Source organism: Rhizobium sp. P28RR-XV (assembly GCF_012641385.1).
GTDB lineage: Bacteria > Pseudomonadota > Alphaproteobacteria > Rhizobiales > Rhizobiaceae > Rhizobium.
In genome coordinates this window covers 79,864-92,278 of the sequence record NZ_JABAIG010000006.1, presented here as the reverse complement: position 1 = coordinate 92,278, position 12,415 = coordinate 79,864, and the positions used below count along the sequence as shown (strand labels likewise).

Here is a 12,415-nt window from a genome sequence, read left to right as displayed (position 1 = left end):
GGCGATATCGCCCCACGCAGCCCTCCCGTTGCTTCGATCAGAACATACTTCATTCCAGAAAAGCGTTCCGCCTTGAAACTGCGGCTTTCCAGTCATATTGAACTTCAATAGCGCTGATTTCAAATAGGAATGCCTGCTAAAATGACAAAACCCAGTGAAATTGACCAATTCGACCAAAAAATCCTCGACGCGCTGGTCGAGGACGGCCGCATGTCGATCACCGAGCTTTCCGAGCGGGTCGGTCTTTCCAAGACCCCATGTCAGGCGCGCCTGAAGAAACTGATCGATTCCGGCTATATCGATGGCTTCAAGGCCATACTCAATCCGATCAAGCTCGGCCTCGACCACGTCGCCTTTGCCGAAGTGAAGCTGACGGATACCCGCGAGGAAGCTTTGCTCAGCTTCAACAACGCCGTCAAGAAGATCAAGGAAATCGAGGAGTGCCACATGATCGCCGGCCGCTTCGATTATCTCCTCAAGGTGCGGACCTCGGACATTCGCCGCTACCGCATCGTTCTTGGCGAAAAAATTTCCAGCCTGCCTTTCGTGGCCAGTACATCGACCAATGTGGTGATGCAGTCGGTCAAGGAAAACTGGTCGTGAAACCGCTTCGCCCACCGTGCACGCTCTCACGCGCTTAATGAGCCTCCCATCGGCCAACTCATCTTGCCGGCTAAACAATGGCCTAGATTTTGCCATCCGAATCGGATCATTGCGAGACGCTAAAATAAGCAAGCTGAAATAGTTGAGATGGAGTGCGCATGGAGACCAATGCCGGAGACCGCGACCTTGTCGAGGTCATGAAGCGGTATTTTGCGGTGAAGGCCGAAGTCGAGGACGTGAAATCCCGCCTGGAGGCGGCAAGGCGGGAGAATGGCGAAGAGATCGGCGTATTCTACAACCCGCGCACCAATCCGAACCACGCAGCCGATATCATCCGTTCCCACGCTCTCAAGCAGGAGATGGTGCGCCTGATGGATTGGGCCGAGGCCTGGGGACGCCGGAACCTGATGCCGAACGAGGCCTGACGTCGGTTACGATCGCCAGGCCATCATCATGAAATCGGATCAATTATCGGATTTCAGTTTGCCCGCCGTTGCCCAAGAATCCTTCGAGATCTCGGTAATGACGATCTCCACCGATTCCGGCGGGCAAACGAGCGTTTCGACGGCGACCCTGGTCGCCTCACGAACGAAGGCGCGCTTCTGGTCCTGCGTGCGTCCGGGATGCATTTCCAAGCGAAGGATGGGCATGGTGACTCCTTGATAGATTATGGCCTGACGTAGGCACCGCGGACTATCTTGCAAAACCCGTAGGCGATAAATACGCTCACATTTGCTTCACTCCGAACCTATAGGTATGCAATCGTGGACAAGTTGGCCGGTATGGCGATGTTCGTCAGAGTGGTCGAGCATGGCAGCTTCGCCGCCGCGGCCGACATCAGTCAGGTGTCATCAACCATGGTCGCCAAACATGTCAGGACGATCGAGCAGCGGCTCGGCGCGCGCCTGCTTCACCGGACCACGCGCCGCCACCAGCTAACGGAGGTCGGCAGGCTCTATTACGAACGCTGCAAGACGGTGCTGGCGGAGGTCGAGCTGGCCGAGTCCTCGGCATCCGAACTGCAATCGGCTCCGCGCGGACGCCTGCGGCTCGTCGCGCCTGTCAGCTTCGGGACGCAGAGCCTCGTGCCGGCGCTTGTCGACTATCTGCATGAGAATCTCGATGTCAGCGTCGATCTGGCGCTCGACAACAATCCGCATGATCTGATCGGCGAGGGCTACGAACTCGGCTTCCATATCGGCGAGCTGACGGACACCAATCTCGTGGCTCGTCCGTTGAAACCCTATCGGCGCATTTTGGCGGCATCGCCGGATTATCTCGCCCGCTGTGGCCGGCCTGAAACCCCTGAGGATCTCGCCAATCATCTATGCCTCGGCCATTCCTACTGGCGCCTGCAGGGCCGCTGGCATCTCGTCGGCCCGGAAGGAGAAGTCCGCGAAATCGCCATAAGGGGCCGGTTCACCACGAACCAGGGCGGGGCTCTGCGTGTTGCCGCCCTGCATGGAGCCGGTATCGTGCTGCAGCCGGAACTGCTGCTCGCGGCCGATCTCGACGCCGGCCGGCTTGAGCCGGTGCTGCCGCAATGGTCGTACAAGCCGACACCGATGCATTTGGTCTATGCGCCGGATCGGCGTCCGACGGCAATGCTGCGCAGTGTCATCGATTTTCTCGTGGCCCGCTTCGGCTGATGGTCGACCCTCTTTCGCCGGCTGCGAATCTATGATCAATTCTGATCATCGGCTTGGAGGGCGAGGGGAAGCGTGGCCAAGGTTACATTGAAGGACGTGGCGGCTGCCGCGGGCGTCGGAGCCGCGACGGTCGAGCGCGCGCTGAACGGGCGTGGCAACGTGTTGCCGGAGACCGCGGAGAAGATCTTCATCGCGGCCAAACGGCTTGGCTATCGCGCGCCGCTTGCCGGCGCCAGGCACGGCCTGGTGCGCATCGAGGTCGTGCTGCTCCGGCCTGAGACCTATTTCTACTCGAGGCTCAATCGCGCCTTCGAGCGCATCGCCGCCCTGCTCGACAAGGACATTCTTATTCAGCGGACGTTTGCGCGCGAGGACGATCCTGCCGATTTCTCGCGTCATATCGCAAACCCTCAGACACGTCGTTCAGCCTTGATCGTTGTCGCGCCTGATCATCCCGATGTGGTCGGCAGCGTTCGCAAGGCCGCCGCCGCCGGCATTCCTGTCGTTCAGATCATGACGCGGCCGGCGCCGGAACTCGCCTATGTCGGGATCGATAACGAGGCCGCCGGTCGCACGGCCGCTTTCTACACGGCGCGCATGCAGGCCGGCATCGCTGGCACCTTCGTCGCATTGTGCCACAGCGGCGCTTACGAGAACCACAAGGCGCGCATCCGCGGATTTTCCAACTACTTATCCGCGGATGCCAATCCGGCCCATCGTTTCGCCGAGGTCATGTTCGACGAGGACGACGAGATGAAGACGATGGAATTGTTGACGAACGCCTTTGCGAGATATCCCGATATTGCCGGCCTCTATAGCGCCGGCGGCGACAATGCCGCCATCGCCACGGTTCTGCGCCGGCATCGTCAGCGCCCCGTCTTCTGGGTCGGCCATGAATTATCCGATGCGACGCGGGGCTACCTCAGGCAAGGCTTGATGACGATCGTTCTCGATCAGGCTCCGGAAGTTCAGGCCCGCCGTGCCATCGACCTGACGCTGAAGCGGCTGGGTCTGATCGATACCGATATCGATCCCGAACCGGTCCGTTTTCTGACCATTACCCCTGAAAGCTTTTGAGCCTCACCACGCTTGTCGACTATGGAATGGTTGCGAGGATTGGCGCGATAATCGATGTCGTATGGCGAGGCGACATCTTGAATTTTTGAGCTCGCGGAGCTAAGTATATCCCAATTGCATATCCCAAGAATCAGGAGGCGGACATGACGAGTTCGACTGTATTCATCAGCAACCGAAGCCAGGCGGTGCGTCTCCCCAAGGCTGTCGCGTTCCCCGAGGACGTGCATCAGGTCGACATCCTGAAGATCGGCCGCAGTCGTGTGATCGTGCCCCAGGGCAAGCGATGGGATGATCTCTTCCTGCATGGCCCCCGTGCTGGTGACGACTTCCTCGGCAAGCGCGAACAGCCGGCGGTGGAGGAACGCGAGTCCTTCTGATGCTGACCTATATGCTCGATACCAATATTTGCATCTATGTGATGAAGACCTATCCGCCCACCATTCGAGAGAAGTTTAACGCGCTGGCGGAACAGCTTTGCATATCGAGCATAACGCTTGGTGAGTTGCACTACGGCGCGGAAAAATCAGCCCGGCGCATGGAAAACTTGACTGCCATCGAGCATTTCGTGGCGCGGTTGGAGGTTCTGCAGTTCGGCGACAAGGCGGCTGCGCATTACGGACAGGTTCGGGCCGAGTTGGAACGCGCCGGAACTCCGTGTTGTGGTCCGCACGACATGCAGATCGGTGCCCATGCTCGCAGCGAGGGACTGATTGTGGTGACGAACAACATGAAGGAGTTTATCCGTATGCCCGGTCTCCGGGTGGAGAATTGGGTGTAGCCATCGCCGCGAACGCGATGGCCTTCCTGCAGGTACGGGAAAGGCCTGACCCTGCAAATTCGTCTAACAAGGTTATTCACAGATCCGTGGCCGAAGCGGCTTGGCCATTGGCGGCAATCAGCCAGTCGCGGAACGTTTCAGCCTCATCGGAAAGGCGGCTGGCCTCAAGCAGCCAATAGGATTTTTCCGTATCCAACGGCGTATCGGATAGGGTGACCAGTGTGCCACTGGCCAGTTCCTCGGCAATGAGCGCGGTCGGGCAAAGACCTACACCTTGCCCGCCGATGACAGAAGCGATCATCAGGCTGAAATCGGCAAAGATCGGGCCGGGCTTTAGGGGGTGGTAGATATCGTCGAGGGCGAACCAGCGTGTCCAGGCTGCCGTCGTTTCGTCGTGCAAGAGATCCAGATCGAGAAGATCGGCTGGCTTCCTGACAGGGCCATGACGACGCTCGTATTCTGCCGAGCAGGTCGGCCTCGTCTCCGCGCTCAGAATTGAGATGGCGTTTGCGCCAGGTCTCGGTCCATGGCGTATCAGCAGATCGACGCTCGCTGCTTCCGGCGTCCTCGCGTCGAGCGCGTAGACGATATTGATATGAATCTCGGGATGCTCATTCCTGAATGCCGGCAATCGCGGTATCAACCATCGGGTGGCGACGGACGCAATGCATGCGACGCTGACGGGCCGCTCATTGCCATCCAGCGTCAACCGCCGAGCGGCGATCTCGATATGTCCAAGACCACTTGCGACCGCCGTCCCGAATTCGCGGCCCGCTATCGTCGCAGTCACGCCGCGGGCATGGCGGGTAAAGAGCCTGATGCCAAGCCACTCCTCCACCGTGCGCACATGCTGGCTTATTGCCGCAGCCGTGAGATTGAGTTCGCTCGCTGCTTTGGCGAAGCTCTCATGACGGATGGCGGCCTCGAAGGCGCGAAGGGAGGCAAGCGGAATAGGTTGCATCCCTCAAGGCTAAGTAAGACTTAGCCAAAGCACAAGTGCAATCGACGTTGCGCGAGAAGCTTATATCCTTACATTGCTGCGCAAACGAATGGCTCGGTTCTAAAATCGGTAAGGAATGAAACGTCGCTATGGATAATCTTTTTGATATGCCTGCTCCTGCAGATGCCGAGGAGCGGCGCCGTAAGCCGCCCGTCGTCGTCTATCCGAACGGGACGCTGCCGCCGGCCGATATGGATGTGCTGCGTGCTGCGCGGCGGGACGTGGCCAAGATAGAAGACATCACCGTGCCGCCGCGCGATGGCGGCTGCTTTCGCGTGCCCAAAGGACATTTCTTTCGCATCGTCGGCGTGGATGGCTCGCAGGTTGGCGACCTCAATCTGTGGAATGCCGATGATCTTTCGGAACGGTTCTTCAGCGGCAAGACCCGTGCGCTGCACGGCACGCATGTCGGCGTCGGGGACAGGTTATGGAGTAATCTGCCTTATCTGCGGCCGATGGCGACGATTACCCACGATACGCTCGGCTGGTATGGTTTTGATGCGGATGGAGCCGGCATCCACGATGTCATCGGCACGCGTTGCGATCCCTACACGAACCGGCTGCTGAACGGTGACAACTATCACCATTGCTGCCATTCCAACCTGTCGCGCGCCCTCGCCAAGGAACTGAAGATTTCCGTCCGGGAAGCCGAGTTTCACGTCCATGACGTGCTGAACGTCTTCATGTGTACCGGTTTCACGCGCGACACCTATCAATATTTCATGAAGGCAAGTCCGGTGCGGCCGGGCGATTTCATCGAGTTCTTCGCCGAGATCGACCTTCTTGGCGCTCTTTCGGCCTGCCCGGGCGGTGATTGCGGCAGTGAACATTCGAGCGATACGGTGCCCTGCTATCCGTTGCGGGTGGAGATTTGGCGGCCCGAGCCCGTAAGCCTTGCCAGCAGGGTATTTCCGGAGCGCAATGCCTATCCGCGGACGCACGGCCTGTAGCTCGATCGTCCGAAAGGCTCCAAAAAAGTTTGCCGGCGGTTTCGGCCGCCGGCAATCTCAAAGTCGTCCGTCAGGCCAAGCATCTGCCAAAGGGCAGAACTCGGTTGATTGCTTAGTCGCAGACGCGAACACGTTCGTAGTGCCAACCGTCGTCATAGGCGTTGTCGACCTGACGGTCCTCGTACCAGCACCTCGGCCGCGGCGGGGGTGCTTCGTACACCGGACCTCTATTGGCAAGGGCGCCGCCGACGATCAGTCCGCCGAGGAGACCCGCAGCAACACCGCCGGCGATCGCGCCGCCATTGCCATGGTGATGATGGCGACGCCAGTCGTCGTGGCCACGCCAGTCGCCGCGACCGCGGCCGTCGTAATACTGTGCCTGTGCGTTGCTGACGGGCGCCAATGCGCCGCCTACCACCGCAGCGGCCAGCATAACCGTAAGAACCGTCTTCTTTATCATGACTACCTCCAAAGCAGCCTTTATGCTCAGCGAATGCGCGAGTCATTTATTCAACGTCTTAAGCATGATTATGTTCAGCTGAATATTTGATGAATGCGTCGTTCATCGGGCAAGAGATTGAAAAACAGGCCTAAGCTGCGATTTCGGCACGATAGTTCAGCGCGGCGGTATCGGCCGCGTTGCTCTTATCCATTCCAGCGTCCGCGATTCGGGATCCGGATTTCGGGTGATATCGGTCACCACGGCGGCGATATCGGCACCATGGTCAAATACGCCGCCAAGGCGTTCGACCGTCAACCCGCCGATTGCGACAAGCGGGAGGTTGCCGATACGGCTTTTCCATTCGCCGATGCGCGCAAGGCCCTGCGGCGCCCAGGCCATGGCCTTGAGGATGGTCGGATAGATCGGTCCGAGGGCTATATAATCTGGCGTGGCCGCAAGTGCTGCCGCCAACTCCGTTTCGTCATGTGTCGATAGCCCCAGTTTCAATCCGGCGGCGCGAATGGCCGAGGGATCGGCAGCGGCAAGGTCCTCCTGGCCGAGATGGATGAAGTCGCAGCCTTCTTCGATCGCGAGCTGCCAATAATCGTTGACGATCAACTGGCATCCATGCGCGGCGCAAATTGCCTTTGATTCGCGAATCTCCGTACGAATTTCCGACGGCGTGCGATCCTTGATGCGCAATTGCACCAGTTTGACGCCGAGCGGCACCAGCCTCTTTATCCAGGCAGCACTATCGACGATCAGGTAGAAGGGATCGAGTGTCATGAGAAAACCGCCTTTCCGATGACCGGCGTCGACGGCACCGCCATGTCGCGCGGTTCCAGCATGCCCGCGCCGAATGCCTGTCTGCCGGCATCAATCGCCTTGGCGAAAGCTTCCGCCATCGTGGCCGGGTCGCCGGCACCGGCGACGGCCGTATTGAGCAGCACCGCATCGAAGCCGAGTTCCATGACTGTGGCCGCATGCGAGGGCCTGCCGATGCCGGCATCCACGATCAAAGGTGTTTCCGGAAAATGCGCCCTCATAGAGCGGAGAGCGGAAAGATTGAGCGGCCCGGCCGCCGTACCGATCGGTGCGCACCAGGGCATCAGCACCTTACATCCGGCCTCCAGCAGCCGCTCGGCGACGACGAGATCGTCCGTCGTATAGGGAAAGACCTCGAATCCCTCGTCTGTGAGGATTCTGGCTGCTTCCACCAGCGAGAAAACATCCGGCTGCAATGTGTCGTGGTTGCCGATCACCTCCAGCTTGATCCAGTTGGTTCGGAAGACCTCGCGCGCCATCTTCGCCGTTAGCACCGCTTCCGAGACACCATGGCAGCCGGCGGTATTGGGAAGAACGCGAACGCCAAGTTCGCGAATCATGTCGAAGAAGGCGCCGCCATTGCGGCCGCCGGCCGTTTCCCGGCGCAGCGATACGGTGACGATTTCGGTTTCGGAGCGCTGGACCGATTCGGCCAGCACGGCCGGGGAGGGGTAGCGCGCCGTGCCGAGAAGAAGACGCGATCGGATCTCGGTTCCGTAGAGCTCGAACATGGTCAGCCTCCCTGCATCGGCGTCAGGATTTCGATCCTGTCATTGTCGGTCAAGATGTGGTCGTCGCGTTCTTCGCGATGGATGAGTTCGCCGTTGACGGCGGTTGCCAGCCACTCGCCCTCGTATTCGAGCGCGGCGAGAAGCTGCGAAAGCGTGGTTGCGTCGACGATCTGTGTTTCGCCATTGATGATCAGGCGCATTGGCGGCTCCTGTCGTTTTTGTGTCCGGAAAAAAGGAGATCCGCGGCCTCTGTCGCAATCGACGGCGCCAGCAGGAAGCCGTGGCGATAAAGGCCGTTGATAAGAATGGTCTTGCCCTCCCGCGTCACGCGCGGAAGGTTGTCCGGAAAGGCGGGACGGATGCCCACGCCGGTTTCGACGATGGCGGCATCGCCAAAGGCGGGATGCAGCGCATAGGCGGCGTTCAGCAGTTCCATCAGCGAGCGGGCGGTGATCGGTCCTTCGAAGTCCGTTTCGATCATGGTGGCGCCGACCATGAACAGGCCTTCGCCGCGCGGCACGATGTAAACGGGAAATCGCGGATGCAGCAGTCGGACAGGCCGCGCAAGGGCGACCTCCTGCGTCTGCAGATAGAGCATTTCGCCGCGCACGCCGCGTAATTCTCGGCTTTCGCCGATGCGGGCAGCGCCCGTGCAGTCCACGACATCGGGGAAGGGATCGCGATCTCCGATATGGTCGGCAAAGGTGACGCCCTTCGCCGCGAGTGCGCCTTTTAACGACTGCAGGGCGTCGCGAGGGTCGAGATGTGCTTCTTGCGGGAAGAACAGGCCATGCCTGAAGCGACCGGCAAGCGAGGGTTCGAGGGTGGCGATCTCGCGTTCCTCGACCCAGCGATAGCCCGTCGTGCGGCCGGCGAATCGTTTCAGCTCGCTTTGGTCCCGGTTCGGTGCGACGACAAGCGTGCCATTGCGGATGATCTTGACCGGTAGAATCGCGTCCCATCGATCGGCGGAATCACGTCCGCGCTCGAGCACGGCCTCATCGGCACTTTCCCGCTCGCACCAGGGCGCCAGCATGCCGCCGGCGAGCCAGGAGGCGGCTCGGCGGAAATTCAGGCCAGGATCGACAACCGTGACCTCGGCACCGCGAACGTGCAGTTCATGTGCGACCGTGAGGCCGGCAACGCCGGCCCCTTTGACAAGGATGCGCATTTCATTCGGCCGGCTGCGCAGGGGTTTCGACCGGCATATAGAGATCACCGCCTTCGCGATATTTTGCCGCCATCGCCTCCAATCCTTCTTTCTGCGCCTCGGCGCGGATGTCGTGCGAAATCCGCATGGAACAGAATTTCGGGCCGCACATCGAGCAGAAATGCGCCACCTTGTGCGCTTCCTTCGGCAAGGTTTCGTCATGGAAGCTGCGGGCGGTGTCGGGGTCGAGCGACAGGTTGAACTGGTCCTCCCAGCGAAACTCGAAGCGGGCGCGCGACAATGCGTCGTCACGCACCTGCGCGGCCGGATGACCCTTGGCGAGATCGGCCGCATGGGCGGCGATCTTGTAGGTGATGACGCCGGTCTTGACGTCGTTGCGGTCAGGCAGGCCGAGATGTTCCTTTGGCGTGACGTAGCACAGCATCGCCGTGCCGAACCAGCCGATCATGGCAGCGCCGATCCCCGAGGTGATGTGATCATAGCCCGGCGCGATATCCGTCGTCAGCGGCCCGAGCGTGTAGAAGGGCGCTTCGCCGCAAACGGCGAGCTGCTTGTCCATGTTCTCCTTGATCTTGTGCATCGGCACATGGCCGGGACCTTCGATCATCACCTGGCAATCCTTGGCCCAGGCGATCTTGGTCAGTTCGCCGAGCGTTTCGAGTTCGGCAAACTGCGCGGCATCGTTGGCATCGGCGATCGAGCCGGGGCGCAGGCCGTCGCCTAGCGAGAAGGAGACGTCATAGGCGCGGCAGATGTCGCAAATTTCGTCGAAATGCTCGTAAAGGAAGCTCTCGCGATGGTGATGGAGGCACCACTTGGCCATGATCGAGCCGCCGCGCGAGACGATGCCGGTGACGCGATTGACGGTCAGCGGGATATAATGCAGCCGCACGCCGGCATGGATGGTGAAATAGTCGACGCCCTGTTCGGCCTGCTCGATCAGCGTGTCGCGATAGACTTCCCAGGTGAGCTCCTCGGCAATGCCGCCGACCTTTTCCAGCGCCTGATAGAGCGGCACGGTGCCGATCGGCAGCGGCGAATTGCGGACGATCCATTCGCGGATATTGTGGATGTTGCGGCCGGTCGAAAGGTCCATGACGGTATCGGCGCCCCAGCGGGCGGCCCAGACCATCTTTTCGACTTCCTCCGCCATGGAAGAGGTGACGGCGGAATTGCCGATGTTGGCGTTGATCTTCACCAGGAAGTTCCGGCCGATGATCATCGGCTCGCTTTCCGGATGATTGATATTGGCCGGAATGATCGCCCGGCCGGCCGCGACCTCCTGGCGGACGAATTCCGGCGTCACATGGTCCGGAATATGGGCGCCGAAGCTCTCGCCGTCGCGCACCAGGGCTTCGGCATTCGCCTTGCGACCGAGATTCTCACGGATGGCGATGAATTCCATTTCCGGCGTGATGATGCCGGCCCGCGCATAGGCAAGCTGCGTGACGGCCTTGCCGTCTTTAGCGCGCAGCGGCTCGCGCTTGGCCGGAAATTCCGGCGTCAGCCGCTCGCCGGTGACGAAACCATTGTCTTCGGGGCGCACATGGCGGCCCTCATAGGCCTCGACGTCGCCGCGAGCGAGCACCCAGTCGCGCCGGTGCTGCTGCAAGCCGTGCTCGATGCGGATATCGGCGCCCTCGACGGTGTAGGGGCCGGAGGAATCATAGACGATAACAGGCGGCTCGCCCGATGTCGGATGGACGCTGACCTCGCGCATCGGCACGCGGATATCGGCGTGGATGTCTCCCGGGATATAGATCTTCCGCGATGCCGGCAGCGGGCCTGTCGTGACGGTTGGGGTAAGGGTCTTTGCGGCAATGGTCATGGTTTGAGGCTCCAAGTTGCGGTTGGAGACCCAGTCAATCAGCCGGAATGATGAAAAGACGCCGACATGGAATCCACGCGGGAATCCGAGGCCTTCGAGCGCTTGCACCGTCCCTACGCCAGTATGAACTGGATCAGGTTCAACGGGTCACTGCGCCCACAACCGGCAAAGCCGTATTGTTCAGCAGTATCTCAGCCCCTTGCCGGGACCCCCCTGGTGAATACTGAAAGGCTATGCTCTCCCTTCGGCTTCTGTCAACCCCGCAACGATGATTGCCTTTTTTCGGGCGGCTGCGCTCGGCGCATTGGAGAATCTACAATTTAAACGTATTTAAACGGGTAGCCGGCATGGCGTCGCCTCAATAACGAGGAGCGGTGTTGCCATTGAAGCGGTGAGGGCCGGTGTGGGAGAGCTTGCTGGCGGTATCGAGCCAGATCTTGCCGCCGAGCGCGCGCCAGCGGTGACAGAAGGCGAAGTCTTCGCTCAGATAAATTCCTGTCCCTTCCTCGACCATGCATTCGAACAGGGCATATTGGGTGCCCGGCGAACGCTTGGTGCTCGGATAGGCGTGTATGGCGTTGTAGCGCAGGTCGGGATAGGCGGCGATCATCCTTTCGATGACAGCGCGCTTGATCAAAAGCATGCCCGTGCCCGCATAGACGGCACTGACGAAATCGCCCTCGCGCTCGGCGCTCTGGCCGACCAGCGGCGTTCCGACATAATGAAGTGCTGCCGCCGCAAGCGACATCCCATCGCGCGAATTTTCAAGGGCCGCGGTGTCCCAGTCGTAGTCCTTGATCGGATACATGGCGGCGACCACATCCTTGTCGGCATCCAGCAATCGCATCACCTGATCAGGCTCGAAGCTGATGTCGGCGTCGATGAAAAGCATGTGGGTCGCCGCCGTATCGTTCAGGAAGGACGACACCAGCGTGTTGCGGCTGCGGGTAATCAGCGCGTCATTGCCGAGGAGAGCGAGCGTCAGCTGTATGCCGGCCTGCGCGCCCGTCTGCATCAGGGAAAAGATGGATTGCATATAATCCTTGGTGACGAGGCCACCGAAGCAGGGGGTCGCGATGAAGATCATTCGTTTCTCGTTCATGCGCGATTTGTTCCCTTCCCATGGCGCGAGTCGCCGGAATCTAGGAAGATTCACCATTTCTGTGTGTAGCGAATTGTTGAATTTTATTTCTGAGCCTTGCCGGAATTCGCAAGCCTTTGCGGGCGCCCAAGCGCGGATAGGACCGTCGCCGGCCGTGAATCTATCCGCCATGCTCTGATCGATTATCTCTGGCGACCTCGCCTTTAATGCCGCCGGCAGCCTTTCTTGCCGCGCGTTCGCGCCTTTGGTGCTCTCGCCG

General features: G+C 60.2%; 16 protein-coding genes and 1 riboswitch. Of the genes, 7 read left to right on the top strand and 9 right to left on the bottom strand.

Translation table 11 applies throughout. The features are described 5' to 3' along the window. Positions 1–141 precede the first annotated feature (141 nt). Positions 142–603 (top strand): Lrp/AsnC family transcriptional regulator, encoded by a 462-nt coding sequence (locus tag HGP12_RS14215; RefSeq protein ID WP_168842275.1) that lies wholly within the window; start codon positions 142–144, stop codon positions 601–603. A gap of 158 nt (positions 604–761) precedes the next feature. Beyond that, a complete protein-coding gene (locus HGP12_RS14210) occupies positions 762–1,028 on the top strand; it encodes a hypothetical protein (protein ID WP_168842276.1) in 267 nt (88 codons plus the stop codon). Between the two features lie 39 nt (positions 1,029–1,067). Here the strand turns inward: HGP12_RS14210 and HGP12_RS14205 are convergent, their stop codons facing one another. Beyond that, positions 1,068–1,253 carry a 4-oxalocrotonate tautomerase gene (locus tag HGP12_RS14205; protein ID WP_120667565.1) on the bottom strand — a complete coding sequence of 62 codons (186 nt, stop codon included), beginning with the start codon at positions 1,251–1,253 and terminating at the stop codon, positions 1,068–1,070. A 114-nt stretch (positions 1,254–1,367) separates the two neighbouring features. Here HGP12_RS14205 and HGP12_RS14200 point away from each other — a divergent pair, with 114 nt between their 5' ends. The 4 genes from HGP12_RS14200 to HGP12_RS14185 all read left to right on the top strand — a co-directional run bounded on the left by HGP12_RS14200 (position 1,368) and on the right by HGP12_RS14185 (position 4,107). Further along, positions 1,368–2,252 (top strand): LysR family transcriptional regulator, encoded by an 885-nt coding sequence (locus HGP12_RS14200; RefSeq protein ID WP_168842277.1) that lies wholly within the window; start codon positions 1,368–1,370, stop codon positions 2,250–2,252. A gap of 72 nt (positions 2,253–2,324) precedes the next feature. Beyond that, entirely contained in the window at positions 2,325–3,329 is a 1,005-nt protein-coding gene (locus tag HGP12_RS14195) for a LacI family DNA-binding transcriptional regulator (RefSeq protein ID WP_168842278.1), read from the top strand. 143 nt (positions 3,330–3,472) lie between these two features. Further along, the gene (gene vapB, locus HGP12_RS14190) at positions 3,473–3,706 is read left to right on the top strand and encodes a type II toxin-antitoxin system VapB family antitoxin (protein ID WP_168842279.1); all 234 of its coding nucleotides are present in this window, start codon (positions 3,473–3,475) and stop codon (positions 3,704–3,706) included. Beyond that, the gene (locus HGP12_RS14185) at positions 3,706–4,107 is read left to right on the top strand and encodes a type II toxin-antitoxin system tRNA(fMet)-specific endonuclease VapC (RefSeq protein ID WP_168842280.1); all 402 of its coding nucleotides are present in this window, start codon (positions 3,706–3,708) and stop codon (positions 4,105–4,107) included. The genes vapB and HGP12_RS14185 overlap by 1 nt, the downstream gene beginning before the upstream one ends. 76 nt (positions 4,108–4,183) lie before the next feature. Here the strand turns inward: HGP12_RS14185 and HGP12_RS14180 are convergent, their stop codons facing one another. After that, the gene (locus HGP12_RS14180) at positions 4,184–5,068 is read right to left on the bottom strand and encodes a LysR substrate-binding domain-containing protein (RefSeq protein WP_168842281.1); all 885 of its coding nucleotides are present in this window, start codon (positions 5,066–5,068) and stop codon (positions 4,184–4,186) included. 128 nt (positions 5,069–5,196) lie between these two features. Here HGP12_RS14180 and HGP12_RS14175 point away from each other — a divergent pair, with 128 nt between their 5' ends. Further along, positions 5,197–6,057: a DUF1989 domain-containing protein gene (locus tag HGP12_RS14175; RefSeq protein ID WP_168842282.1), complete on the top strand. Its 861-nt coding sequence runs from the start codon at positions 5,197–5,199 to the stop codon at positions 6,055–6,057. 112 nt (positions 6,058–6,169) lie between these two features. On the opposite strand, the gene HGP12_RS14170 is transcribed toward HGP12_RS14175, so the two are convergent. The 7 genes from HGP12_RS14170 to HGP12_RS14140 all read right to left on the bottom strand — a co-directional run bounded on the left by HGP12_RS14170 (position 6,170) and on the right by HGP12_RS14140 (position 12,156). Beyond that, the gene (locus tag HGP12_RS14170) at positions 6,170–6,517 is read right to left on the bottom strand and encodes a hypothetical protein (protein ID WP_168842283.1); all 348 of its coding nucleotides are present in this window, start codon (positions 6,515–6,517) and stop codon (positions 6,170–6,172) included. A 156-nt stretch (positions 6,518–6,673) separates the two neighbouring features. Then, a complete protein-coding gene (locus tag HGP12_RS14165) occupies positions 6,674–7,285 on the bottom strand; it encodes a thiamine phosphate synthase (protein ID WP_168842284.1) in 612 nt (203 codons plus the stop codon). Further along, positions 7,282–8,055, bottom strand: a complete 774-nt coding sequence (locus tag HGP12_RS14160; RefSeq protein WP_168842285.1) for a thiazole synthase — start codon at positions 8,053–8,055, stop codon at positions 7,282–7,284. The genes HGP12_RS14165 and HGP12_RS14160 overlap by 4 nt, the downstream gene beginning before the upstream one ends. 2 nt (positions 8,056–8,057) lie before the next feature. Continuing rightward, a complete protein-coding gene (gene thiS / locus HGP12_RS14155) occupies positions 8,058–8,255 on the bottom strand; it encodes a sulfur carrier protein ThiS (RefSeq protein WP_168842286.1) in 198 nt (65 codons plus the stop codon). Next, positions 8,246–9,226 (bottom strand): glycine oxidase ThiO, encoded by a 981-nt coding sequence (gene thiO, locus HGP12_RS14150; RefSeq protein WP_168842287.1) that lies wholly within the window; start codon positions 9,224–9,226, stop codon positions 8,246–8,248. Before thiO ends, thiS begins: the two co-directional genes overlap by 10 nt. Position 9,227: 1 nt before the next feature. Further along, positions 9,228–11,054 (bottom strand): phosphomethylpyrimidine synthase ThiC, encoded by a 1,827-nt coding sequence (gene thiC, locus HGP12_RS14145; RefSeq protein ID WP_168842288.1) that lies wholly within the window; start codon positions 11,052–11,054, stop codon positions 9,228–9,230. Positions 11,055–11,146: 92 nt separating this feature from the next. Next, a riboswitch (TPP riboswitch) is annotated at positions 11,147–11,279 on the bottom strand. Between the two features lie 133 nt (positions 11,280–11,412). Next, complete coding sequence (locus HGP12_RS14140) at positions 11,413–12,156, bottom strand: hypothetical protein (RefSeq protein WP_168842289.1); 744 nt, start codon at positions 12,154–12,156, stop codon at positions 11,413–11,415. Positions 12,157–12,415 lie beyond the last annotated feature (259 nt).